General features: G+C 56.9%; 23 protein-coding genes and 3 pseudogenes. 5 read left to right on the top strand and 21 right to left on the bottom strand.

Annotated elements, in window-relative coordinates; genetic code table 11:
• A pseudogene (locus tag C5C07_RS19410) lies at window positions 1-430 on the top strand (hypothetical protein); the annotation flags it as partial.
• A 136-nt stretch (window positions 431-566) separates the two neighbouring features.
• Here the strand turns inward: C5C07_RS19410 and C5C07_RS21980 are convergent.
• The 9 genes and pseudogenes from C5C07_RS21980 to C5C07_RS21985 all read right to left on the bottom strand — a co-directional run.
• Window positions 567-761 (bottom strand): annotated as a pseudogene (locus tag C5C07_RS21980) (hypothetical protein); the annotation flags it as partial.
• The gene (locus C5C07_RS21820; RefSeq protein ID WP_199514465.1) at window positions 758-1048 is read right to left on the bottom strand and encodes a hypothetical protein; all 291 of its coding nucleotides are present in this window, start codon (window positions 1046-1048) and stop codon (window positions 758-760) included. The gene C5C07_RS21820 and the pseudogene C5C07_RS21980, both read right to left, overlap by 4 nt.
• A gap of 164 nt (window positions 1049-1212) precedes the next feature.
• Entirely contained in the window at window positions 1213-1647 is a 435-nt protein-coding gene (locus C5C07_RS19420; RefSeq protein WP_115805901.1) for a hypothetical protein, read from the bottom strand.
• Between the two features lie 8 nt (window positions 1648-1655).
• The gene (locus tag C5C07_RS19425) at window positions 1656-2189 is read right to left on the bottom strand and encodes a sugar-specific transcriptional regulator TrmB (RefSeq protein ID WP_115805902.1); all 534 of its coding nucleotides are present in this window, start codon (window positions 2187-2189) and stop codon (window positions 1656-1658) included.
• A gap of 228 nt (window positions 2190-2417) precedes the next feature.
• Window positions 2418-2930: a hypothetical protein gene (locus C5C07_RS19430; RefSeq protein ID WP_115805903.1), complete on the bottom strand. Its 513-nt coding sequence runs from the start codon at window positions 2928-2930 to the stop codon at window positions 2418-2420.
• Window positions 2931-3233, bottom strand: a complete 303-nt coding sequence (locus C5C07_RS19435) for a hypothetical protein (RefSeq protein WP_115805904.1) — start codon at window positions 3231-3233, stop codon at window positions 2931-2933.
• 136 nt (window positions 3234-3369) lie between these two features.
• Window positions 3370-3507: a hypothetical protein gene (locus C5C07_RS19440; RefSeq protein ID WP_193493536.1), complete on the bottom strand. Its 138-nt coding sequence runs from the start codon at window positions 3505-3507 to the stop codon at window positions 3370-3372.
• 409 nt (window positions 3508-3916) lie between these two features.
• Window positions 3917-4168 (bottom strand): ribbon-helix-helix protein, CopG family, encoded by a 252-nt coding sequence (locus tag C5C07_RS19445; RefSeq protein WP_115805906.1) that lies wholly within the window; start codon window positions 4166-4168, stop codon window positions 3917-3919.
• Between the two features lie 215 nt (window positions 4169-4383).
• Window positions 4384-4804 (bottom strand): annotated as a pseudogene (locus tag C5C07_RS21985) (hypothetical protein).
• Window positions 4805-5056: 252 nt separating this feature from the next.
• Between C5C07_RS21985 and sugE the strand changes: the two are divergent.
• The gene (sugE, locus tag C5C07_RS19455; protein ID WP_004967623.1) at window positions 5057-5380 is read left to right on the top strand and encodes a quaternary ammonium compound efflux SMR transporter SugE; all 324 of its coding nucleotides are present in this window, start codon (window positions 5057-5059) and stop codon (window positions 5378-5380) included.
• Window positions 5381-5555: 175 nt separating this feature from the next.
• On the opposite strand, the gene C5C07_RS19460 is transcribed toward sugE, so the two are convergent.
• The 10 genes from C5C07_RS19460 to C5C07_RS19510 all read right to left on the bottom strand — a co-directional run bounded on the left by C5C07_RS19460 (window position 5556) and on the right by C5C07_RS19510 (window position 19964).
• Window positions 5556-6752, bottom strand: coding sequence for a hypothetical protein (locus C5C07_RS19460; protein ID WP_115805907.1), 1197 nt, complete (start codon window positions 6750-6752; stop codon window positions 5556-5558).
• Between the two features lie 317 nt (window positions 6753-7069).
• A complete protein-coding gene (locus C5C07_RS19465) occupies window positions 7070-11422 on the bottom strand; it encodes a type IV secretory system conjugative DNA transfer family protein (RefSeq protein WP_115805908.1) in 4353 nt (1450 codons plus the stop codon).
• A complete protein-coding gene (locus tag C5C07_RS19470; protein WP_115805909.1) occupies window positions 11415-13619 on the bottom strand; it encodes a VirB4 family type IV secretion system protein in 2205 nt (734 codons plus the stop codon). Before C5C07_RS19470 ends, C5C07_RS19465 begins: the two co-directional genes overlap by 8 nt.
• Window positions 13612-14733, bottom strand: a complete 1122-nt coding sequence (locus C5C07_RS19475; protein ID WP_115805910.1) for a hypothetical protein — start codon at window positions 14731-14733, stop codon at window positions 13612-13614. The genes C5C07_RS19470 and C5C07_RS19475 overlap by 8 nt, the downstream gene beginning before the upstream one ends.
• Before the next feature lie 2 nt (window positions 14734-14735).
• Entirely contained in the window at window positions 14736-15797 is a 1062-nt protein-coding gene (locus tag C5C07_RS19480; RefSeq protein ID WP_115805911.1) for a hypothetical protein, read from the bottom strand.
• Complete coding sequence (locus C5C07_RS19485) at window positions 15790-16662, bottom strand: hypothetical protein (RefSeq protein WP_115805912.1); 873 nt, start codon at window positions 16660-16662, stop codon at window positions 15790-15792. The genes C5C07_RS19480 and C5C07_RS19485 overlap by 8 nt, the downstream gene beginning before the upstream one ends.
• The gene (locus C5C07_RS19490) at window positions 16659-18395 is read right to left on the bottom strand and encodes a hypothetical protein (RefSeq protein ID WP_115805913.1); all 1737 of its coding nucleotides are present in this window, start codon (window positions 18393-18395) and stop codon (window positions 16659-16661) included. Before C5C07_RS19490 ends, C5C07_RS19485 begins: the two co-directional genes overlap by 4 nt.
• A gap of 29 nt (window positions 18396-18424) precedes the next feature.
• Window positions 18425-18838, bottom strand: coding sequence for a hypothetical protein (locus C5C07_RS19495; RefSeq protein ID WP_115805914.1), 414 nt, complete (start codon window positions 18836-18838; stop codon window positions 18425-18427).
• Between the two features lie 4 nt (window positions 18839-18842).
• Entirely contained in the window at window positions 18843-19091 is a 249-nt protein-coding gene (locus C5C07_RS19500; protein WP_004968218.1) for a hypothetical protein, read from the bottom strand.
• A 498-nt stretch (window positions 19092-19589) separates the two neighbouring features.
• Complete coding sequence (locus tag C5C07_RS19510) at window positions 19590-19964, bottom strand: helix-turn-helix domain-containing protein (protein ID WP_049905280.1); 375 nt, start codon at window positions 19962-19964, stop codon at window positions 19590-19592.
• A gap of 404 nt (window positions 19965-20368) precedes the next feature.
• Between C5C07_RS19510 and C5C07_RS19515 the strand changes: the two genes are divergently transcribed.
• Window positions 20369-20773, top strand: coding sequence for a winged helix DNA-binding protein (locus C5C07_RS19515; RefSeq protein ID WP_004977835.1), 405 nt, complete (start codon window positions 20369-20371; stop codon window positions 20771-20773).
• Window positions 20774-20784: 11 nt separating this feature from the next.
• Here C5C07_RS19515 and C5C07_RS19520 read toward each other — a convergent pair whose 3' ends face one another.
• A complete protein-coding gene (locus C5C07_RS19520; RefSeq protein ID WP_115805916.1) occupies window positions 20785-21192 on the bottom strand; it encodes a MarR family transcriptional regulator in 408 nt (135 codons plus the stop codon).
• Window positions 21193-21321: 129 nt separating this feature from the next.
• Here C5C07_RS19520 and C5C07_RS19525 point away from each other — a divergent pair, with 129 nt between their 5' ends.
• Entirely contained in the window at window positions 21322-21870 is a 549-nt protein-coding gene (locus C5C07_RS19525) for a hypothetical protein (RefSeq protein WP_115805917.1), read from the top strand.
• 641 nt (window positions 21871-22511) lie between these two features.
• Window positions 22512-22835 (top strand): hypothetical protein, encoded by a 324-nt coding sequence (locus C5C07_RS19530; protein ID WP_115805918.1) that lies wholly within the window; start codon window positions 22512-22514, stop codon window positions 22833-22835.
• A 218-nt stretch (window positions 22836-23053) separates the two neighbouring features.
• Here the strand turns inward: C5C07_RS19530 and C5C07_RS19535 are convergent, their stop codons facing one another.
• Window positions 23054-23269, bottom strand: a complete 216-nt coding sequence (locus C5C07_RS19535) for a hypothetical protein (protein ID WP_233510471.1) — start codon at window positions 23267-23269, stop codon at window positions 23054-23056.
• Window positions 23270-23637: the final 368 nt, after the last annotated feature.

The raw sequence follows: 23637 nt of genomic DNA on the forward strand, positions 1-23637 counted from the left end.
TCCAACACGCGAGGCACTGGAGTATCTGCGCGATCAGGGCCCACTCATTGAACTTGGGGCATGGAAGGGCTACTGGGCGTCCGAACTCGATAACTGCGGTGCCGACATCACTGCCTACGACATCGATCCAATCCTCGATCCGTGGTTCCCAGTCGAGTCTGGTGACCAAGATGTCTTGTTGGAGTACAGCGAGACGGAGACACTCGTTCTTTGTTGGCCACCAGTCGGGCCGATGGCCTACGAGGCACTCCTCCTCCACGACGGTGACGTCGTCTACATCGGCGAGCGACCCGGAGAGGGATACAAGGCGTTCGCAGATATGCGATTTTTCGACGTCCTTACCGCTCGTTACGAACACGTCGCCCAGATCGACCTACCGAGCCATCCGGGTGCAACAGACGATCTGCATCATTACCGGCCGCTGGATTAAACGTGTGCAGACGCTAGATCCAATCCGATCGCAGTTGGATATCACTTGGAGGGTCAACCCAAGAGTAACCAGCATCAGTTGACAGCTCGATAACGACTACTGCAGAACGGCCTCGTCGAACACCACTCCAAGGGCGTGTATCGATGATGAGCCAACAACCGTCACAGTTCTGGTGAGCACGCTCGTCCGGGTTCGCCGCCGACTGGACTGCGCAGTCGACGCAGACCGAATGAGTGACCCGTTCGTCCTGTCTTCAGGTGTGGGCCTCGCTAGTCTCGGTCTCGGGCGGGGTGTCACAAAAGGTACGCCCCGTGAGCGTCTGCTGTCTCACTCGTCCTCCACGTCAGCACCGCGGCCAGCCGTCCAGCCACGGTGGAAGACGGCCAGTTGGAGTATCGAGTCGAATGTCTCGTCGCTTGGCTCGTGGGTGAGGACCCGTTCGTCGAGGATGGGAGTGACGACGTCGTCGTCGACGAGGTCATTGACGAGGGAATGGGCCCTCCCGTCGTCGATATCCGCTACTGCGACGCGAACAGCATCTTGATCCTGTGCGACGAGTTCCGCTTCAAACCGTTCGTGGTCGACTGATGCATCGTCGAGTGCGTCTGTACCAGGCATGGGAATCACTGAGGTGCGTAGTGACGCGCCTCGGCCTCTCAGGCGCGGACAAACTGCTCGCTATTCCGTGCTTAACCAACGCTGCAAGGGAGCTATGGTTCTGTGTTGGTTAACCCGCGGCGGAGTGACGAAATCGTTCGCGATACAGGCTCACCTTTGTTCCCTTACTCACTCCACAGGGCAGCGATCCGGTCTTCAATTTCGTCGAGGACGAGCCGAAGCACATCGCGATGGTCGGTCGGCCATGAAGCATCGTCGCCGGGGGTGGGGGCAGCCGGTTCAGGGTGGAAATGGTCTCGGGTATTGTGGGTGTTTGGGTGGCGATCCCACCGACATTCCCAGGAGCGGTCTGACTGAACCTCCCGGTAGTGAATTTTGAAGTCGTCGTTCGTGTACCAGCGAACAGCCAGCGTCGCCTCCTCGACGGAGTCTGGATAGTACGATGGTGTGAGTGTCACACGAAGTTCGAGATGGCCGCCCGCGTCGGTGATGAGTGCTGTTGCGACCTGACCCGTTGCTTGGAGACGCATCTGCAGGAACTCGAGTATCGGGCGATCAATAGGCGCAGGGCTTCCGCCGTCCCCTGTGGGCGGCACCATCGATGTGGCTACCCGGATACCTGTTCGGTCTCAGTGCTCGCGCGTTGCTGACGGGCACGTTCGTAGCGTGTTCGCTCCTCGAGGGCAGTCGCCCAGTCGCCGAGGTCACCATATACGTCATCGATCGTCCGGTCGTCGCTCGATTCTGCAGCGGCGACGGCGTCGACAGCCGCTGGCGTCGGAGCACCATACGTGTCCTCGTACTCCTTGGTCCGCGAGCTCAGTTCCCGAACGCGCTGCTGGAGGTCTTCGACGGTGTGGTCGGCCGCGAGCTGGTTGATTCGCCGCCACTCGAAGTAGGCGTCGTTGCGCTCGTAGGTGGCCGGATGGCCGTCGTGGCGCGTGACGATACCGAGCTCACTGAACCAGCCCAGATATTTCCGAGCCGTTTTCGGGTCACAGTCGGCAACGTCGGCGATGGCGCTTGCTGTCGTCGCCTCGCGAGTCTGGAGAATGGTCCCGTAGATGCGTTGCTCAACGTCGTCGCCACGAAATGCATCCTCGAAAGAGGGCGGGCCATCTGGAGACTCGCTGTTGGACATACTCGTTCTTGAGTGGTACAGGATATAGTTCTTACTCCGGGGAATAGTTTCCTGTCATCGTGTGGAGTGGAATCCATCGACTGACAGTGGTATCATCCACTTAAATCAGTCACTTGGATGGATAAGACAGCCACACACGATAGCCAAGCAGTACAAGATACAGTCGGGAATCTTGGGGATCGACCGCCGCGTCCGGTTTGTTCCCGGTGTGGACCGCCCCCGACGAGGTCAGGGCTCGTCGATCAACGAGCGAGCGCGTTGCACGTAGCTGTTCGCACCCCAGCTACGAGCGTCGCTGATGTCATCGAGGAGTAGGCGCGCATCAGCAGCTGAGAGCTGTTCAGTTCGAACGAGAACCGAGAGCAGCGTCGGCGTCGTGACGAGTCGGGTATCAGCGAGTGAGGCGTGGATCAAGCCCAGTTGGTTGAACTCGTCGCAGAGGAAGAGCCCAGCATCGAGCTTGTTCGCGAGGGTGACCGCCGCGTTTTCACCGTCATCGAGCGGAAACTCAGCATCGAGGTCGACCGACTGTGTGGTGAATGACCCCGTTTGATCGAGGACGGCGGACGCAGCGTGCCCGTGGACGTCATCGTAGGAGGCAATCTCACGGAGTTCATCGATGACCGCTGTTGGGACGACGACCTCGTACTGCGAGAGACAAAGTGCGAGTGGATCGGGCTCGTCGCCAGTAACGATCCCGAGACTGACGAGGGCGGAGGCGTCTGCGATAAGCTGCGCCATCTATACGTCGGCAACCTCGTCGATGAAGTCCTCGTCTAACTGTTGTTTCAATACGCGGAGGTTGGCCGCCTCTTCGGCGCCGACGAGTGCTTTCAGTTGCTGGAAAGTAATCTCGTCGTCGTAGTAGGCGGCGGCAATCTCTTGGACGAGCGTGTCGTCGTGAGCGGCGTCTTGGAGGTACTCCCGAAGCGCGGTCACGAGGACATCTGTTCGGTCTTCCCCAAGGACTGCAGCGAGTGCATCGGCCCGATCGATGAGCCGATTAGGGGCCCGAAACTGCACGCGCTTCTTCTCGGTGCTCATGATGTGTACATTGTGAGCCAACGCACTTAGCCGTTTTCGTGTGTACGATGTGAGCCTCACTCGGACCTCTAGGTTACGTACCGATCTCGTATTCTTTTCTTCCAACGGTGCGCATCGAGGTCTTGCGTTTAGTACGTCACCGCTCCACTAGGATAGCATCGGGTACAGAGTTGGAACGGTCCTTCGAGATAACCAGTTCAAGGAACTGGCGGACAAACATGTCCGAGAAGACAGTATTGACATCCTCCCCGCCTTGAAGGGCGAGGATTCCCACGGCACCGGGGCGCTGAGTTGGGATGTTTACGGTTTGTAGTCGCCCGACGTGGACAACTACTGGCTGTGCCAACCAGCCGTTACTCCTATCCCGGCATGGGATTCAGAGATACTTTTTCTGACTGCACCCCGAGTTCCCGTACAGAAGGGGGTGCCTTCTGCGTGAAATCAGGGAATTCCGATATTGTCCGATTAAGAGGGCGGGCAGGCCGCCTCGGTTACTCGATAATACGAATTGACACTACTTAAAACATCCATTCTGAGCGTCGAACATGGCTTGTAGAAGATTATGTCGGATTCATCCCCGCGCTAAAGCACGGGGCTTTCTCCTCGTACTTCCGTAAGAACACGGTTTGTTCATGGGGAGGTCTCTGTAATCATAATAGAGCCCGCATCAGCAACCGCGAGGATCACGCATTCAGTCCCCACCGAACGTCGTCTTCGATAGCCTGTACCTCCTGCTCTACTCGCTTGGCGCGATCTCGACCGACGAGGTTGATTGCGGTCTGGCGATCGATTTCGTCGTCGATGTATCGCGACAGGACGAGGTCAACCCAGAGATCTTCGACGCCGCGTTCCAACGCCTGTTCGAGGATCTCTGATTCGGGGATACCCCGCGCTTCGGCGATTTCTTGCACCCGTTCAGTGAGATCCGTGGCCATGGATAGATGAGTGCTCTGTGGTGACTTAAACATCTGTGGACCCCCTCTGGGGGTTCTCAGAAACGACCTTGGACAACCGTTTCGTTCATGCTCACATCGACATCATCCGAACCACCACTCTTCACGAGATGGGGGTTCCGTTGGCGCTCGCTGCCACGCCGTTAACCAACACTTCGGAAGGCTGCGGTTCTGTGTTGGTTAACGATATAGTGGGCTCAGAACTGATGAATAGGCATCACGCGGAACGTATCTGGCTCCGCATTCGGCGTCTCGTCAATTCGGTCAAGGGATAACCGCGAGAGTCGACTGACCAGTTCGTCACGAACTGTTCCACGGCTGACTATTGTTTCGTCCCAGCCGAGACGGTCGTCGAAATACCGCTTCTGGAACCGCTGGCCGGCGTCGTCGACGCCGATGAACTGCGTCCGCTTCACCCCCGTTAGGTTCGTCGAGACGAACTCAGCTCCGACGTCTTCGTGGGTGAGTTCGACGAGTACACGCTCGACAAATGAGACGATGCCAGTTGGACTTCTGCCGTGGGGGCGACAGTTCGAGATCTGCCCACGGTTCTTCGTTCGGTTGTTCAGTGTGCTCGCCAGAGAGTCGTGATCGCTGTTGCTCGTGGTCGGAAGACATAGATTGCATGGGGACTGCTGACTCCTCCACCCCTCAATGGAGGATAAAAAAACAGCCACAGCAATTGTTCACGTACTAACGGAGTTCATTCAGACACCCCTACCGTGAGGAATATCTTCCAGACAAAGAAGACGATCAGGAATGTGGATCCGCGAGTACACAGCCCAGCGCCCGTGCCAAGGTTAGTTGAATCGGTCTCGTTCAATGGATAGCAGAAGCTATAGACAGATTGGACAGCGAAGCAGAGACGTCATGTCGTGGTATATCCTCATACTCGCAGGCCTGTTTGAGATTGGTTGGGCAATTGGGCTCGAATATTCGGACGGACTCTCAAAGCCAGTGCCAACAGTCGGTACTGTTGTCGCTCTCATCATCAGTATGGTACTCCTGGCTCAAGCCGTCAAAGATCTCCCTATCGGGACAGCATATGCTGTCTGGACAGGTATCGGGGCCGTTGGAACAGCCACGCTTGGAATTATTCTCTTTGATGAACCAGCCGCTCTCGCCCGAATACTCTTCATCGGCGTGATCGTCGTCGGTATTGTCGGTCTACACGCTGTCTCGGGTGGACACTAAACCACTAGTTGTCATTTGCATCGTCTGAACCCTGCCTAGACACAATTGTCGGTACACACGCACATTGACTGGCCGGCTGTTTCGCAGGACTGCTCGTCTGAAGGAGAGAGTTTCAACAGGGCCGCGTCGTCAGCAGAAGTATCTCACTATCAACCCATGTTGCGGTGACACGGTCTCACTTCAACCATGATCGTGTTCGCTCCCACATTGACGCAGATTCCGTGTCAGGATCTTCATCCTGGTCACGCGGTGCTACTGCCTCGACACGCTGCTCAAGCCGGTCAACAGTCGCTTCCAACTCCTCGATGTACGCCTGTTTTTCCGCGAGGGTTGCCTCGAGCGTTTCAACTCGCTCAGTCAACACCCGGTTCTTCTCGGCGAGATACGCTTTGTCCTGCGTTGATTGCGGTCCCACACTCTGTTTCGTCGTAGTTTCGTGGTCCTCACGAGGCTGCGTGTCTGGGTCGTAGAACTCCGACGTCTGCTGGACTGCTCGCTCAAGTGTCTTCTTACCGTATGTCGACCCGTCTGCATAGTGGACTTCGTCCCATTTCTCGCGGTACAGCCCCGAGTCCCGAAAGAGGCGGTCCATCTGTGGGTGGTTCCCGCCCGTCCAGAACGCGAGCAGACAGCAGAGTGCCATATCCGCCTCCGAGTGGCTCTCATACCCACTTGTCTGCCCTCGCCACAGTCGATCGAACTTCTCACTGTTCGCTGCCTCCCTCGCTTTTGTCAGCACAACCTCGTCATTGAGGGCAGGCTCACTCGCGTCATCACGTGTGGCTGCGGGTGGTGTTGCACTCGGTGGCTCCGCTGTTGACTCAGTATCGGGCTGGACGTATTCACGATGGACGTCGACAAGTGCATCCTGTCGATGTGTGATCTCTGTCGGCGTCCCCGCAACGTGGGCACCGGTTACTGTAAAGAAGCGCGCCGTACCGTAGCACTCGACACTCCCACGGCGATTCCGTCCTGCAGGAAGTTCACCCGCAACGAGGATGTGGAAACCCGTTCCCGATGGCGACACCTCCGTGTAGGAGTCTAGCTGTGTGATTATCGCCTGTGCGTCGTCGTCAATCGTACCCGTCTCAGGGTCTCGACAGTCGTCTAAATCCACACCGACAAACGGGTCGTCATCGGTGAACACAAACCCAATCCCATCAGCGTCGTCTGACTCGACAGCCGCAACCGCAGTATTGAGATCAGACCATGTCACGGAATCGGTTGCCGAACCGAAGCCGCCAGTCGTAGGGTTGACTGGGACCTTCGTCGCTTTGTCATCTCGCATCTCACTCCGCCAGCAAACCCACTGCTCACGCTCGCGAAGTTCGGGTGGCAGCTGGTCTATATCGAGGTCAATTTCATCACACATTCGTTGTTCCTCGCTGACTCGCAGTCATTTCAGAGTCCAAATACGTCTGCATTGTCTGCTCACTTTGACAATACCCAGTTCCGACGGGGTCCCCCCTGTCTATACTAGTCGGATTCTGTCGTAACCGACAATCCGAATCTGTCCAAGATACGCCGTTCAGTCCCGCTATTATCCGAATTCTATCGTAACGGCTGTCGTAACTCTGGGCGATACTATCGTAACCTGTCGTAACCATCCGTCTGAACACTCCTTCGGCCGATTTCTTGTTGAATCGGCTGTTGTTCGTCTGACCGGGGACAAACGCTGACAGACCAGTATCAGTCATTAGATAATTCCTCCTGAGTGAGGGCGATCCCATCGTAATGACGAGTTGTGGCATTCCCGTCTTTCTTGACCGTGCTATCGAACTCAACGTGCTGTCTCAGCCGGCGTGTGAACCACCGCTTTGAGTCCGGTGAAAGCCCCTGTTCAGTCACCCACGACTGATAGCAGTTGTAAACCCGTTCAGAGGAGACAGATCCGTGGGCTGTCTCACGGAGGAACTCCTCTGCGAAGCGGCCCACAACAGCATCAGGGTCGTCTGCAAGCTCCGATACGTCGACCAGAGACTCGTCCGACTCGTCTGATGTGGGGGTTGCGGCTCTTTCGGCCGCTGCGGTATTGGATTGGGTTGGCTGTGCGACGAGATCCAGCTCCGAGAGGTCACTCAAGGGCCGTACTGTGCCGTCCCGATAAATTACTGCGTCACCGTCGTTCCGAAGAATGACGATAAGATACTGTTCACTACTGAATCCTGGATACGGCAGTTCATCTTCGGGGACGAATGGCCGCTTGAGCTTAGTCCAGTCAGCAGTAAACGCCTCTTTCGAGTCGTAGACATACTGCTCGCCCTCCGCGTAGACGACGTACTCATCGGCCACCGAATCATAGCTGTAAACCGCAGGCAGTCGGCTCTTCGAGAGCTCGTCTAATGACTCAACTCGAAGCAGTTCACCCCCAGCACCGTCTTCCAAAACAAGATTCCCATCGACTCGTGACCAGACCGTCTGTGCGCTCTCAGGCGACACGGGTCGAAGTGCCGTCAAACCACCCTCCTCGCTCGCACCACCATTGAACGAGATCGTTGTATCAGTCGTATAGAACCGCGTGTCTCCTGACTGGAGTTCACGAAGCGGTGGCGACAGCACCTGTTCGACACGTTCTGCCCAGTAGGGTTCCGGCTCACCAGCCCGAACGACAAACATCGGGATTTCCCCCGCCTCCTGTGCTTTGCGGAGGTTCGTGAGGACTTTCGCAGGCTTCCCTGGCGTTGTCGTCTCGACCTCGATGGCAAACGGAGCGTCAAACGCAGGGTGCGTCGCACGCCCATCCGGTTTCTCGCTCCCGTCTTGGCTGAGTATCGATACTGTACAGCCATGGGTCGTCAGTTCTGCTTCGATCTGTGCAAGAGCAGCGTCATGCTTCGAACTACCAGCAGATTGGACTGTCCCAGTATCAGGGGCAGCAACCGCTTCGCCCGCTTCAGTAAGACGAATCACGAGTTCGTCTTGGTCGAGGTGAACCGTCGTTTCAAGGAAGCGAGAGCGCTGGCGAATCGTCGATAGTTCGTCGTACGTCGGTGCATCACCACCTGATTTATCGCACAGACGGCGGAGTTCATCATCAACGGTTTCGACTGAAACCCAGCCGTTTGCCTCACGTTCGGACAGCCGAAGTTGCACCGCTCGAACGACTTTCGCAAGAGCCGTGTCAAGTTCCCCATCAGTAATGTCAAGCGTGGTACTGAGTTCGTCGGGGAGTTCTGTCGCCGGTGCCTCAGTCGTGGTCACGCCGTACGTCTCGTCAACGCGGCCCTGCATCCGACTGAGCGTCTCACTAAACCGAGACTCTTCACTCTCGGTAAGAGGACGGTCGCTCTCAGGATGCCCATCCGGAATCGGCAGCGGAGCGAGACTGAACGGATACGGCCCAGTCTCACCGAAGATCGGACTTGGAAGATTCGCAATCCACTCACCACGCGGAAGTGACCGGATTCGGTTCGCGAACGCTGTTGGGTCCATTTCCTCGTGAGCCATCGCCCTAGCGAGTTCACGGTCAACGTTGATCTTCCCCACAATCGGACTCCCGATATTGTTGAGGACGTTGAGATAGGCGCGCCGCCCCCCTTCCGCTTTCATTTGCTCGGGGAACTGCATCGAGAGCCCGACTGACAGCCGGAAACTCCGCCCTTGCTCGAGTAGTGTATTCATGACATCCGAAACAGCAACCGACGCTGCCTCATCAATCAGGAGATTAACCACGTAATCGTCCGGCCGCTTACCGACATCCTGATTCTCTTCTTTCAAGGCGTCCTCAAGGTTGGTCAGAATCACACCGGTCATGACGCGAGCGGCATCCTCACGGAGATCACCCAGATCAAAGAGGATCACCGTATCGTCGTCGATGACATCGCGGAAATCAAACCGTGGCTCAGTGTTGTTGAAGATTCGACGCAGATGTGTGTCGTCCGAAATAACTGAAAGACGATTACCGACACCACCCAACACATTCGAGAAGGTCGTCTTGTCTGCCTGTAACTGTCGTCGGAGTGACCGCGAGACAGCCTCGTCACTCGACTTCGGAGCAGCACTCAGATCTGGCTGGGGTGGCCCTGCCTGCCAAAGTTGATCAAGCACATACTCTAACTGCCGATGAGCGAAGTAGTCCGCTGACTCGCGATACTGGCCGTTTTCGCGACCATGCGTCTCATCGAACAACACTTTGATCAGCGACTTAATCAACCCAGGTGCGACTGTCGCCCGCTCGTAGCGGTCAACCCCCATAACGAGTTTCAGAATTTCCTCGTAGTGGTCGGCCTTGCGCTGGACAGCGTCTTCCCGCCGGAGTCCGTTTTCAAGCGACGGCTCGAGATTGAAAAACGAGAAGCCGGGGAGGACATCTGGGAGAGAGAAGTAGATAACATTCTCGCTGAGGTCGTCCAAGCCGAAACGCGCAGCATGCGCACGCATGTAGTTCTCCGCCATACCGTCGCCCTTCGGTTCGATGAGAATCGACGGCCCAGTCGTCGTCTCGTAGAGTGAGAGGAGTTCATTGATCTGTGCCTTGGACTTACCGGCCCCAGTCGTCCCAAACCGGCCATAGTGTGTCGGTAACAGTCCGGGAGGTATTCGAGTCGGTTGCTTCTCCGCTTCACCAGTCTCATCAAGCGCGTAGCCGATTGCCATGCCCTCACGGAACTCGGTCATGAGGTCCGGATTCGGACGGGCAAGCGGGTTCCGGCTCTGTTGCTCAGCACGCGTCCCACGAGAACCCTCCATTGTCAATCGTTCCGACGAAGGGACAACCACGAAGTTCGCAAGCTCAGCCCCACAGAGAACCAACTCCGGCCGGGTCTTACCACGTCCAGTCGCTACCTCTCGCGAGAGGAGTCGCTGGAGCGCTGCTCGCGCGTTTTGTTCTTTCTTCGATTGTCGGAAGCCACGATCTCGAAGTCGCGTCGCTTCGATCTCGTAGAACGGGCCGTCGAGTGGGTCAAAGACCGGCGCGAGTGACGACAGGCGGTCATCAAGGGCGTCGCGGCCAGCCTCGCTCGTTGGCACGCCAATTGCCCGAATATTCGTCGTGTACGAGCGCTTGGGATTGACCGCATCAATCGCATCAAGTCGCTTGACGACGATGTCACTCAACTCGTCAAGGGTGCGACGTTCGTACTCCAGTTCGGGGTCAAGCAGGTCGCCAAGGATTTTCTGCGACAGCGTATCCCGTCCATCATTCAAGTCCTCTTTGCGGAGTTCCGCATCCGCTTGCCAGCTCTCCCGGCGCTGAAACACGACTTGGAACGCGAGCGGTTCGCGTGCATCGTTCAGATGGTCGATCAGCGACGCAAGCACAGCCCCCGGCTCGTCGACCGCCGGCAGGGTGCTCTCGTCAGGCGTCGCCGTCAGCGGTGTCAACGACGACATCCAGTCTTGCTTCCGAACTGCCGACCCACACCACCGCACGCCCCGTGGTGAGACGGCGTCGACTGCGGGGCGGGCGAGAATCGTCCCGTCTGCGGCTACTGTCGGCTTCTCGACCGACGTGGGCGAAACCTCGTCTGCTAGCGAATCAGTCGTTTCGAGTTCGACAACTGTCTCTCCAATCGACACCAGTCCGTCCGCCGTTCTGCCGCCAATCTCGTCGGCAGCGTCCGTCGGTGAACCCTCAGACTCACGTGTTGTGGTTGTGCCGCCGTCTGGCGCTGTGCCGGCGTCGACGTCTGCAGCCGAATACTGCTCGTCGTCGGTGAACTCATACTGCAGGTCACCTTGCTGGTAGCGCTCAACGAACTCCTCATGAGACAAGGCAACTGGGTGAATCAACTTCGACGCGACGTCCACCTCGACACGCTCGATGTCGAACGTCTTCGGATAGATCGACCGAAGTCGCTCTTCGAGTGTACCGAGATAGTCGTCGGCTCCATAGTAGAACTCAACCGGGGCGTCTTGTCCGGTACTGAGTGCGAGGAACTCGAAGCACGGTGGGGTCGCGGATGTAAACGGGTTGAGTTTCGACCACAGCCCCGAGCTGTCAGGAGTCAGTTTGTGGAGACTCTCGAGCGTTTTCGGGATGCCACGAGGAGTAAGTTCCTCCGAGGTTGGCGTCACGCGAAGATACTCACGCTCAGGCATCGTCGGTACCTCCAAGCTGGCCGTTGTCAGTTGCTGTTGAATCAGTCTGCATGTCTTGTGACTCTCCGTTTGCTTGCTGCGCTAACTCCGTCCGAAAGGTCTCAATCTCGGGTGAGACCGCCGTCTCACCAGCACCGGGCAGCGACGCCCGGCGCTGCTCGGTCGGGTCGAAGTCGATGACCTCCGTTTCCTTGGGCATCGCTTCGACTCTGATACCACGCCACTCGCCGTCGACGCCGACAAGTGCCTCGGAGAAACCAGCGTCTTCGTTCCCGGGCACCGCGTCCTGTACGTACCGCATCTGGGCGTGATTCAGGCCGAACTCGTCGGCCCATTCTTTGTCCATCCCATCCAAGCGATGGAACTGCTTGACGGCGCACTGGTCGAGGATGGCTTCGGACTCGGCGTGTTCGAAGAACTCGTCGACGGTCTGGGTAACGAGTCGAATCGAGAGGTCGTGGTGGCGATGGTGTCGGAACACCGTTTCGAGGAACGCCAGACTCGCGGCGTCCTGCATGATGTACCGCGCTTCATCGATGACGAACACGACCTCTTTGTCCGTCTCTTTCGCTCGCTCGTAGACGAGCGAGATGAGCAACTGCATCGTCAGCGCCGTACTGCTGTCGACGCTCCCCTCTTGCTGGGCGAGGTCGAGATAGATGACTTTCTCGTCACGGATGTCGAACTCCGATTCCTTCCCGAGGTTCGCGTAGCGGCCTGCTTCTTCGAAAGGCCGCAGTTGATCGATCAACCACGTCGCATCGTCGCTGATTTTCTCAGCTTCCGCATCCGACCGGACGACGAACGACTCGGGGTCGTCGACCATCTCTTCGAAGACGTCCAGCATCTCTCGAATCGTCGGGCTAGGGTTGCCGTGTGTCGTGATATCATCGGTAATGCCATGACGCTCGTAGGCCTGTCTGAGACCGAGTTCGAGCGTCGTTCGGCGGTCACCGAGTGAGATGCCGCGGAGAGCGAAGAAATTCGTCAGGAAGCTCATCGCGTCGTCGAGTTTCTCGTTGAACGGACTCGCGTCCTCACCCATCGCCCGTTGGACGTGTTCGGGCGTCTGGCGGATTTCGAGTGGATTCAACCCGAGCGTCCCACCGACGGTAATGCGCTTGGCGTCGAGCGCTTCGGAGACGCCCGCCCAGTTGTTGAGCGGTTCGAGAATGATCCCGATGCGGTCCTTGCTCTGTTCGATCGACCGGATGAAGTTCTCTTTCGCACCGAACGATTTGCCAGACCCGGTATCTCCCACCGTAAACATCGCATAGCCGTTATCGCGGGCAAACGGGTCGATGACGACCGGACTCTGGTTGTCCTTGTGGATCCCGAACTCGACGCCTCCTTCTTCGAGAATCGTCGCGTTGTGTGGCGACGCCAGAAGCGAGCCCACAGCACCCCCGAGGGCAATCGACTCCCGGCCGAAGACGTTGTCGCCGATTGGCGCGGCGGACTGGAGCGCGAGGTCCTGCCGGCAGATAGCTGTCTTCGGCGTGAGGTTCGCCGGTTCGTCACGGAGCGCGCTTTTGACTGCTCTGACGGCATCTCGGAGGTCGTCCGTGTCGTCGGCGCGGACGGTGACGAATAGCCCTTGGTCGAACACACTCGCACCACTCTCGACGGCCTTGTACGTCGCCGCTGCCTCGTTGGCTCGCTCTTGGAGGTACTCACTCCGGACGCTCTGTTCTAAATCAGCGTCGACCTGCAGGTCGTCCGCAATATCCTGCAGTTCGTTTCGCGCGCGCTGTTGGTTCTTCGGCGTGATGTGCGCCGTCAGGTCGAACTCGACGTCGGTCAACTCGAAGAGGTCACTCAAGTAGCCGTCATTCGGGTAGTCGGCGTAATCAGCGATGTACAGCGTCGTCGTCCATTGCTCACCGACACGGGCAGCTCGCGTCTCCCATTCGATTGCCGCCGGTGCTGTCGCCGTCTTGTGTGACTCCGAGATATCGTCGAGAAGTTGGCCTTCTGCCTCGCCGGCTTCGAGGGTTTCCTCGTCGAAGACATCCGAGAAGTCGACTTCCGGCTCATCGTCGGTGCGGTACCGCTGCCAGAGGGCTGTCCCGCCGACACCGAGCACCACGATGGTGCCCAGATAGAGCGCTGCACCTTCAGGGGATGTCGGCTGTTGAGCCCACTGGGTGAGTTGCGTGAGAATATCACGACTCGCCTGCAACGGGAGGTTACGCATCGAACGCCTCCTCCCGACGTGAGCGGCTGAGAATCGGCTGTTCGCGAATTACGTCTGCTTCGGTCTCGAAATCGTGTTCCTCGCCGTTCCAGAAGTCCATATTCATGACGAACAACTCGACCGTGCTGAGTCGGTGGGCAGACCAGCCGGATGCCTGCTGGATGAACTCGGAACGGACATCCGCAATCCGGTCGTCCAGCTTCTCGAACATCTGGGCGCGGCGTTCCACGTCAGAGAGGTCCGCACGCCGCGTGACGAACGGGTTGAAAAGAATGCCAATCACGGGGAACTGCGTCAGCTTTTCAGCCGGCGTTCCCTCGTCGCGGTATCGGTCATAGACTTCGAGTGGCGAGACTTCCACGCCGATATAGTACCGAACCTGCTGGATGCCGCGGTCACGCATTTCTTTGGGCCGCGTCTCCCGATACTCCTCGAGTAGTTCCCGGAAGATCGGGTTCTGTGTGACGTCTTCGTCGGTGAGTCGCTCCTCGATTGTCTCAGTGATCTGTTCGACCGGGAATGACCGGGTTGTTGCGTGGAATTTGAGCTTCGAGTCGAGTTCTTTGTTGGCGAACTCGGTGCCTGCGTCCTGAAGTTGGGCCCAGTCGTCGGCCATCGCGAAGTCCATGTTCCCCGGGTCGATTTCGATGAACGCCTCCATCGCGCCGTCAGTCCGCTGAATCGCGCCGGCGCCAGGCCACGCTCGCTCGATATTCGTGAGGTCTTGGGTTCGCTCGTCGGGAGTAAACGGCGTGTAGTTCGCGAGCCCGCCCTCGTTGCGCACGGTCTCGTTCGTTTGGCTGTCCGAGTGCTCCGGCGCGCTCAGCGTAACCCGGGGCCGTTTGGCGTAGCGATAGACGTCTTTCGTCCAGGTCCACGCGTTCAGATGGTCGGGGGTGACGTAGACGATGGCCGCACCCATCCCCAGGCCGCTTGCGATAAGCGGGACGGCGAGTGATTCAATGCCCGTGAGGCCGGCGAGTAGCAACCCACAGATGGGGAGAGCGATGAGGATGCCGACGTCGCCCTCTTCGATGTTGAGGTAGGGGATGCGACTCGCTTCGCCGAACTGGTCCATGATGCGCCGTGCGGCTGTGTCTTGATCTGTCGACATAGTTAGCGGGTTCGGGGTTCGTTTTCGGTCCGCCGGTACGACGGCAGTCCGTCGCTGTCATCAGTCGAGTCACGCTGTGCGGCTGCTCGCTGGGCGAGGGCTTGGCCGGCGGCGGCTTTCGGCCCCCAGCGGGCGGCCGTCGTCGCAACGCCAGCACCACCGACATACGCGCCGGCTGCGACGCCGCCGACGAGGGCTGCGCCTCGCGTTGCACCACCGATCACCTTCGCGGTGAGCGGCGTCGCGTACGTGAACGTCTTCCACGTGAGATAGAGCGCGATTAGTGGAAGTGACGTTGCTACAAGATACCTCAAGAATGGACTACTTGGAGCAAGAGCATTCTGTGAGAACAGTAGGTCGTACCCTTTGAATACGACTGCTGCAGGGAGAGGAAGTACTGCAAGAGGAACAAACCGTTTGCTGAACCCAACTGCGATATCAGAGATGACCGGGAGGTTACCGTAACCGAGGGCGAACGCAATCGGCATCCCATACACGTAGACATAGATGAGAACTTCACGGATGTAATAGAACGCCTTAAGAGACCACATTGACAGTCCGCCAGCAACACCGAATAAAAAGGCGAGAACGGGGTTAGTTAGCGACACCTCTAGAAGTTCGAACATCGTGTCTCCAAGTGAACTCAGACTCGGCATCAAGGCGATCGTGAAACCGTCAACGAGGTAGAGGGACAGAATACTAACCCAGTACCAAGATACGATGAGGAGCGCACCAACCCACGCAGTTTTCTTAGTGCGTCTTGCCTCGTACGCACTCCCGATATTGAAAATTCGGAGCGCATGACGCCCCTGAACACACATTACCAACAACAACAGCGAGATCAGCATAATCTCACCGCCAACTAAAGCGTCTTGTATCGCAGGCCACGGCCCATTAGACGCTGTTCCAAACACAATCGGCCCATCAGTACGTGGAGTCGGAGTTCCAAACATACCCTCCGTGAGAGACTGATATCCAGTTCTCAGACCCCGCATGAACAGGCCAGTCAACCAGCTAAGCGCCTCTTTGAATCCCTCAAGTACAACGTCAATTAGATCAACCATCGTGCTCTCCGATGGAGATACTGCAACCCTCAGTACTAGTCGAGTCTGTATACTGAACGTTGTAGGTCTTAGACACCTCAGAAGCAGCTACACGTGTTTTGAGGATGAGGTTGAACTCAACACTCTGCTCCCCGTCTTGACACGAGATATCTGAACCGGGAACAAAAGCGAACGGAGACCGGAAGCTGTAAATCGTGAGTTGCTTCCCGGCTGGAATAACAACTTCAGCTACTTCAGAGTCAGACTCGGGGTCATAGATCCCACTAACATCGTCATGGTTGGCGTAGTTCGTCCCCTCTTCATCGGAGGGATACGGAACGTCTCCGATGAAGAGTAATTTCGTGACTGCGTTTGGCCCCGTTCCACGGTTCTCAACAGTCACAAACGCCTCATCAGTAACTTCGTCACCCGAAGAGTTCCACATCTCCTCTGGCTGATTTCTCCCAATCCCCATCTCGACGATGCTGAGGTCCGGTTGAATCGAAAGTGAACCCTCAGCAACAGTTTCGTCACCATCTAGCGCGACGACACGGTACTTACCGGGCTCGTAGGCAGTTCCGATTTCGAACGAAACCTGTCGTGCACCAGCGGCAAGCCCACGTTTCCCGAACAGTTCCCCATTCGGTTGGATGAGGTTCACCTGTTCGACGGGTGCGTCAGCATCAACCTCAACAACGACGGCTTGGCCCTCGACAGCGATGCGTGAGAGGGGACCAGCACGCTCGGTCGTCGCCGACGTCTGGTCGGGCGTCGTTGTGCCCGAGTTACGGCTACCATCAAGACAGCCGGCAACGCTGGCGAGGGCGGCCCCGCCGAGGGTTCGGAGGACGGTACGTCTATCAATCGGTGAATCGGTCGGTATCATTGGTTTCGGTAGTAGCTATCTGTCGGACCAAACATGCGGAGGAGTCGGCGACCGGCGTAGAACGTTACGACGAACGGGATTGCCTGCCAGCCGACTTCGAATACGAATGCAACCCAGCCGTCGAGAGTCCCGAGTGGATGCCAGCGAACGGAGGCCGTATCACCCACATACGCCGGGTCGTGGCCAAGCCACGTGCCGGGGTGGTAGCGAGCGGTGTAGATCCTCGGCTCGTCCAGCGTGACGATTGCGACGCCACTCTCGTTGGTCTCAACGCGCTGGTCACCCACCGTGATGTAGCCGCTGTGTGACGACCCGCCAATCGGGTACTGTCGGTCACTCCCATTCGACGCGATCGGCGCACCCGTCTGATTATCGCGCAACTCGACTCGGAGCGTCGCGTTCGACGTCGTCTGTGAAACGAGCTCAACAGAGAGGTTACTCTCGCGAAGCTGTCGCGCCGACCCGACTTGGGGGTCGACAATCGTGGCATTCACCCCGCGAACGATCCCGCCTACCCGAAGCGCCTCCCGGTCGACGGACTCTGCACGGACGGCCAGCCCGTACGTGGGCGTGTACGTCTCGTTGACGACCTCGACAGTCACGTTCTCGCCGATCGTCTCACGGGGAGACGCCCGGTCAGCCCCCCACATGTCGATGATATCCGGGCCATCGCGAACCGGCTCTGCTCGCGGCCCGATCTGTGAAGGATACGCGTGAACTCGGACGGGAATCGCATCCGACTGTTCCGTAGTTGTCGACGTCCCGGTCGACGTAACGAGTGTGTCCCAGTTCGTGTTCCGAGCGGTGTAGAACCGCCACACACCACGGACCCGGGAGCTCTCATCGTCGGTGAGCGTATAGCCCTGCCACGGGCGGGACTGGAAAATCGCGACGCCAGTATCCCCGTTCGGGTACTGCGCGTAGTAGGGGTACGCCGCGAGGTCGTAAATCTCGGCATCGAGTGTATCCGAGACAGTTCGTGTCTCCGTCCGGTAGTTGACTGTCGTCTCAGATTCGCCACCAACCGTTGTCTCGACGGTCTTCTTGAGGCGAACGGAGATGTTCGCTTCGAGCGTGAAATTTGCACCCCACGAGTGAGTGGTGTGATACTGTAATTCTGGCGTGTGAGTGCCGCGAGCAGTTGCGACTGGAATGCCATCGATTTTCAGACGGGTGTTCTCAATCTCGTGAGAGACGAGTGCCCAGTCGACGGTTTGATTACCCGTTTCGTTCCCGGTTGGAACGCGAACACGATAATCGACGAGGCCACGAACAGTCCCATTGGGAGCGATATAGAGCGGTGTCTCACCTGCGTCGAGATGCCCGCGCGTCGATGGCGTGACCGCGAAAATCGTCGCATGCGCATCGTCGATGAACGTCCCATCTTCGAGTGATGCGTGGGGCGGGTACGTCGACGTGTCGGGTCCGCCGGCGTCGAGATCAGCGAAGTCGTTGCGCGTCCACGTCGCGGCTGTTGCCGGCGGGCGCGTGAACGTGATGTCAGTCCCGTTGGCGAGTTGGTGGAGCGCCGTTCGGTCGTCGCCGTACTGCTGCTGGTAGTCTTGTTGGCTGACGTAGCGGTCGCTATCACGAGACCAGAGCGTCGCCGCCTCGCTTTCCGTGAGGCCGTTTGTCTCAGTCCCTGGTCTCGGGGGCTGTGCCGTGGCGAGGCCGATAATGGAACTCGACACGAGCAACGCGGCTACCAGTACGGAGGGCACTCGATGCTCCATGGGAGGGTAAAGGTGGATTGGTGGGGCGCTTACCAGGGGGCGAGGTTCACGCAGTCGCCGAGTGGGAGGCCCATAATCGACGCCACGACGGTGTAAAGCGGGCCAAGCACCGCCAAGATGAGGGCGGATTTGAGTGCCGCGCGCTTGTGGACTTTGAGTCGCTTTTTCTGTTCGGGGCTGGCGGTGAAGATCTCAGCGAGGGAGTCGGCCTGCCAGATGACTGCTAACCCAATGAAGCCGAGCGTCGTCGTGATCTGGAAGAAGCCCTCAACCATCCCCGGCAATTTCTCAGCGCTGCAGACCACGCTGTCTTGTGCGGCAACTGGCTGGACAGCAGCGATCGTGAACAGGACGCTCCCAATCGCGACGTGTCGGAGGACAGTTCGGGAGAGCCGTTGCTGGTCGGCGGAGCGAGCGTCAGTAGGGGAGTGTGAGTCAGACATGAGGTCACTCGGTGTGGTCGTACACGAGCGCTTGGAGGTCGGCGTAGCGACTCGTCATGGTTGCAATCTCATCAAGCGAGTAGCCCAACTCACGCGCTTCGGTGAGCTGTGCGCGGAGTTTGTGCGGCTCAACGTCGCGAAGTTGCATCTCGTCGCGGAGGGCTTGCCGATAGAGGGCCGATGCGTTGAGATGGTCGTTCCACCTGAGGAACAACTCATCGATGTCTTCGACGGTGACTGAGCGGGAGATCATGAGTTCGGTATCGTTCCGCACCGATTGTCTTGCGGTGCGTACATGTCAATCAGACTGATGGAATAGTATATATTTACTGGCCGATATGAAGTGTGATGACATGCCAAACTAGGTACTATATTATCTGGTCGAATTAGAACACCGACGACCCTCCTACCTAACGATGCAGAGGGATGTCACTCGACATATCGTGTCTGTCGAGAGGCAGCGCTATCTGTGAACTCTGAAGTAACCTGAGCAACTGCACGCTCGATATCACTATCCATCAGCGAAACGACAGCCCACGGCGAAACAAACGACTCACGGTCTAGCGTTCCGGTCTTGTATGCGCCAGCAAGCGGAAGACTGTCCGAGTACTCCTTCGTCGAGATCCCGAGTGCAATATACTGGTTACCGGCAAATGGATGACTCGAGTCGCTGAGGATGAGATACGGACGTCGAGGAGTATGCCCGAACGGATCTGTGGCGACGACAATTACCCCACGCCATACATCAGATCTACTCCGCACCCGAGTCTGCATCTTCATACTCATCGAGATCAGGGAGATTTGCATCCCAGTCCGGATTCTCGTCGTAGTAGTCGCCCTCAAACTGCTCGCTCACGGCAGCCAAGCCAATCAAGCTCGCAGTATGTGCATCGTAGGCGTCGGGATTGATCGCCCAATACTCGCCCTTGTGACGCACAAATCCCTGATTATGGAGTCTGCTGAGCGTCGTCCCAACACTTCCTCGTGGGATGTCGAGCGCCTCAGCAATCTCACCCGCTCGATAGCCTGTTTCTGGAGTCGCTGCAAGGAAGCGAAGAATGGAACGTCCATTCGTATTCGGTCCTGGAAGGTCCGATGGCTGGTAATTTTCGAAGTCAACGGGCATATGTAACAGCATGTAACGGAGAGTAATAGACTTGCCGGAGTAGTTGTTCCAGAGTACTCTTTGGACGCTGGAAGGTCTCGATCGACGCGTTCTCCCAATAGAAGTGCGATGAATCTGAGGTCGTTGGGAGGATACTAGTTTTTACTGGCAAGAGTGGTGTGTCTGACAGAGTATCCGCAGAGTGGCGAGTTATCTAGCGAGGAGACTGTTGAAAGCCAGAGACGGCACAGTATCCGCATCAATAGGCGTTGTCAGGGGGAACACCTACTTCTTGGCCTAAAGTTCCCTGCGAACTTGTCGGGGAGATTCAAGATGCAGCGGAACTCAATTTCACAGAACGGTTGGGCTGTTCTGCCTGTAGAAACGCACCGGAATACCAGTAGGAATCATCTCCACCACAAACCATGACCGAAAACACACTCACCGTCCGCGTCGAATCGAACGACGAGTTCTTCGACCGTGCACTCGAAGCCGCAGCGAAAGCCGACGCTGGTGAACTGACTGATGACCACACTGGCGTCTCACTTCCAGACGAGGCTGCACTTGCACGTGTTCTGAGCGAAAAAAATCTCGAACTTATCCGGACTACTGCCCGCGAAGAACCGAAGAGTCTCCGCGAGCTCGCGCGGCTCGTTGAGCGTGACATCAAGAACGTCTCGACTGCGATCAACGACCTCGCAGAACTCGGACTTGTCGAATTTGAGCAGGATGGCCGATCAAAGCGGCCGGTCGTCTGGTACAGCCATATCCACGTAGAGTACGACCTTGGTGTTGGGGCGGATGATACCGAGGTCGCTGCACAGGAGTAGCTTGACTACTGCTATTCTGGACGAGGCGCGTTCTCGTACTTGACCATCTTCTCGGGCTTGTCGGAGATAGTCTCGTAGATCTGCTGGAGCGTCTCCTCAGCGGCGAGCAGATTGTGTTCCTCAAGGAATGTTCGACCGTCCTCGGTCAGGCCGTAGAACTTCCAGGGATAGCCCTGTCGGCGCTGGTCGTCGTCGAGTGCGACTTCTTTGACGATGCCGGCGTCGATCAACTTCTGGATGTGCTTGTAGACGGTGGCATCGCTGACGCTGGGGTTGAGCTCCTCGAGTTCGTACATCGAAGGCAGCTGCTTGGGATGCTGGAGGATGTTATTGACGAGCGCGAACCGCGTCTGCTGGGTGACGAAATGGATGAGTTCACGGGACCTCTCTCCACCAGCGGTTCCCAGATCGGTACTCATACATCACAGTTCACACTCTGACGCAAAGTAGTTTACCCTTGAGTAAATCACCCTGAGGTAAACCAAAATAGATCTGAATGAGTAAATTACTTCATAAACCGTATTACTCGTCCGAGAGAGGAACCATATATGCCCGATGAGGAGTCGCCCGTCCCTGAAGAGGTCCTCACGAGTGCGAAGGAGCAACTCGATGAGGAAGAGATCTCACTGGCGGACAATGAAGAAATCCTCCACGCACTGAGCGAGTTGACACCTGTCTACGAGAACGACCGTTCGTACTTCGTACTCGGGAACTACGACCGGGAACCAATCCGACGGTTGAACCTCGTAGTGGACCGTCTCAACCGACGCACTGACGCGTACGCCTTCCGGATGGTCGATATTCGGGGCGAGTGGGATAATAGCATCCAGAAGTTCTGCCTGATCGCCGATATCGTAACGTATCTCGTTGGTGTCGCCGAGAAGGACCCAAGCGACTTCCTTGTCGAACAGGGACTACTCGTTGGCACGACTGAATACTTCTCGAAGAGCCACGTCCTCAAGCGGGAGTATGAAGACGAGGAGCATCCGTTCGGATGGATGCAGGACGGCGTCTTCGAACTGTTCGAACAGGAAGGTCGACTGTACCGATGGTGGACCGAAGAAGACCTTGTTGACGTGACCGAGGAACTCCCGTGACGAGGAACGGAATCGCCATTCTCGACCGAATTACTCGGAGCGGGGCGACCCAAACTGTCCGAGAAGCAGTTGCAAAGCGGGACGACTTGCAGCTGTTTGGGTTAGATGAAATAACCAATAACGTGTAGACCACAGTTCTTGGAAATCTGAGGTGCAAGTACCCCGATGGTTCACCAATTATTCTCGGCGGCACTCGAATCGACCAAACAACTTTGCTGTGGCATCGTGTGGACACTACTGGAGACAGACTGTGTCACATGCGTCTCCACAATCCCCCATGACGAGTGATTCGACGGCGCTTGGTCGATGTCCTGACTGCGGCGAAGAGATTGAGGCATACCAGTCGATAATTGAGTTCGAAGATGGCGATGGGTCAACTGGCGTTTTCGCTGAGTGCTATTCCTGCGACGAAGTTGTTCGTCCAGAGTGACGAACTGGTGCTACTTGTCCACGAGGAAGTCTAGGCTTGCGTCCGAATGTTAGTTGACTCATCGAAGCGCGTTGTAACGTAACGCGAAACTTGTTGATATACCAGTTTCGAGTAGCGTTACAACCAGAGGAAAACCGGAAATTGGTATCAGCAGATTAACCAACAAAATTTTTGATTAGCCCTTGTGTTGGTTAACACGAGGCAGCAGCCGATGTCCTACGAACCACCGACGCCGCCGACGAATCTCCCCACGGAAGTCGTCAACGCCCTCAACAAGTTGGGGCAGAACCGCCTTCGAGACGTTGCTCACTATGCCGAAGAGTTGGCCGAACACAAGGAGCGCGAGGGTCGTCTCGAGGAAGAGTCACCGGAAGGTGAGTTCGAAGAACGGTCGGACGACCTTCCAGATGATGTCCCTACGAAGGCGACGATCACCATCAAAGAGATCAACGACAACCGCTACTACTACTGGCAGTGGAGAGAGGGAGACAAAATCAAATCCAAATATAAAGGCCCAGTCAACCCCGATGAGTAGGAAGGACTTCCATGGACTCAAAAGACACCACACCCCGTGTGCGAAGTGAATTTTCTCATCACCCGTGGACCCTGTGTGAGAGATGAGTGATGGAAAGCCTCAATCGCTCATTAAGCGCTCCCACGCGTAACTATCCCACATTTACACTCGTGACTAGGGGTGTAGTTGGGGAAACAAAGGCTAAGCGAGATCTTCCCCGGCTATCGCGGAGCACAGTTTTAGCACAATAGTATCCTAAACCAGCCGATGTTCCAGGTAGCTTCCTTCTCCTCCTCCACCGCCGTCCGAGTCGGTTCCACGACGCCGAGGAACACCTGTTCTTTCAGCAGTTCATAGACGCGGTGTTGACTCAGAACCTTTGCATCAACCGTTTTTGCCGTGTTTTGTGAGTGCTTGTAGATACAACTTGTCGAGAACTTGCTTCGTTCGAACACGTTCTCGTTCTGTATTGTACGTACCAGTTCGTCGTGATATTTGGTTGAGACACCGGTGTTGCCAGTACTGCCAATAACCAGTCCACTATTGCCAGTAAAACTGGCGCAAGCGTGGGAGTTCCCGAGATTGGGAGTGGATTCGTTAGAGAATTTGTTCTCGGGGACCCCCGTTGCCAGTACTGCCAGTATTCGCTCGATTTAAATAACACACACACACCACTTTTGCCAGTAAAACCACTCGAACGAGTAGAAGGCTACTCGCACCAATACTGATTGTACGATAGATTTATGTTAATAGTAGTAAAACCAAATCCGTACTGGGAAAGAATTAGTAAAGCAAAGCTGTAGATGTAGTTCGGTAGCTCTGT

This window comes from Haloferax sp. Atlit-4N (genome assembly GCF_003383025.1).
GTDB lineage: Archaea > Halobacteriota > Halobacteria > Halobacteriales > Haloferacaceae > Haloferax > Haloferax gibbonsii.

Excerpts from the sequence above, each read along its gene's own strand:
- sugE (WP_004967623.1), top strand. The coding sequence starts at position 5,057 with ATGTCGTGGTATATCCTCATACTCGCAGGCCTGTTTGAGATTGGTTGG.
- C5C07_RS19445 (WP_115805906.1), bottom strand. The coding sequence starts at position 4,168 with ATGGCCACGGATCTCACTGAACGGGTGCAAGAAATCGCCGAAGCGCGG.
- C5C07_RS19420 (WP_115805901.1), bottom strand. The coding sequence starts at position 1,647 with ATGGTGCCGCCCACAGGGGACGGCGGAAGCCCTGCGCCTATTGATCGC.
- C5C07_RS19475 (WP_115805910.1), bottom strand. The coding sequence starts at position 14,733 with ATGTCGACAGATCAAGACACAGCCGCACGGCGCATCATGGACCAGTTC.
- C5C07_RS19465 (WP_115805908.1), bottom strand. The coding sequence starts at position 11,422 with ATGCCTGAGCGTGAGTATCTTCGCGTGACGCCAACCTCGGAGGAACTT.
- C5C07_RS19430 (WP_115805903.1), bottom strand. The coding sequence starts at position 2,930 with ATGGCGCAGCTTATCGCAGACGCCTCCGCCCTCGTCAGTCTCGGGATC.
- C5C07_RS19525 (WP_115805917.1), top strand. The coding sequence starts at position 21,322 with ATGCCCGATGAGGAGTCGCCCGTCCCTGAAGAGGTCCTCACGAGTGCG.
- C5C07_RS19515 (WP_004977835.1), top strand. The coding sequence starts at position 20,369 with ATGACCGAAAACACACTCACCGTCCGCGTCGAATCGAACGACGAGTTC.
- C5C07_RS19500 (WP_004968218.1), bottom strand. The coding sequence starts at position 19,091 with ATGATCTCCCGCTCAGTCACCGTCGAAGACATCGATGAGTTGTTCCTC.
- C5C07_RS19520 (WP_115805916.1), bottom strand. The coding sequence starts at position 21,192 with ATGAGTACCGATCTGGGAACCGCTGGTGGAGAGAGGTCCCGTGAACTC.
- C5C07_RS19510 (WP_049905280.1), bottom strand. The coding sequence starts at position 19,964 with ATGCCCGTTGACTTCGAAAATTACCAGCCATCGGACCTTCCAGGACCG.
- C5C07_RS19425 (WP_115805902.1), bottom strand. The coding sequence starts at position 2,189 with ATGTCCAACAGCGAGTCTCCAGATGGCCCGCCCTCTTTCGAGGATGCA.
- C5C07_RS19435 (WP_115805904.1), bottom strand. The coding sequence starts at position 3,233 with ATGAGCACCGAGAAGAAGCGCGTGCAGTTTCGGGCCCCTAATCGGCTC.
- C5C07_RS19490 (WP_115805913.1), bottom strand. The coding sequence starts at position 18,395 with ATGGAGCATCGAGTGCCCTCCGTACTGGTAGCCGCGTTGCTCGTGTCG.
- C5C07_RS19470 (WP_115805909.1), bottom strand. The coding sequence starts at position 13,619 with ATGCGTAACCTCCCGTTGCAGGCGAGTCGTGATATTCTCACGCAACTC.
- C5C07_RS19485 (WP_115805912.1), bottom strand. The coding sequence starts at position 16,662 with ATGATACCGACCGATTCACCGATTGATAGACGTACCGTCCTCCGAACC.
- C5C07_RS19460 (WP_115805907.1), bottom strand. The coding sequence starts at position 6,752 with ATGTGTGATGAAATTGACCTCGATATAGACCAGCTGCCACCCGAACTT.
- C5C07_RS19495 (WP_115805914.1), bottom strand. The coding sequence starts at position 18,838 with ATGTCTGACTCACACTCCCCTACTGACGCTCGCTCCGCCGACCAGCAA.
- C5C07_RS21820 (WP_199514465.1), bottom strand. The coding sequence starts at position 1,048 with ATGCCTGGTACAGACGCACTCGACGATGCATCAGTCGACCACGAACGG.
- C5C07_RS19480 (WP_115805911.1), bottom strand. The coding sequence starts at position 15,797 with ATGGTTGATCTAATTGACGTTGTACTTGAGGGATTCAAAGAGGCGCTT.
- C5C07_RS19530 (WP_115805918.1), top strand. The coding sequence starts at position 22,512 with ATGTCCTACGAACCACCGACGCCGCCGACGAATCTCCCCACGGAAGTC.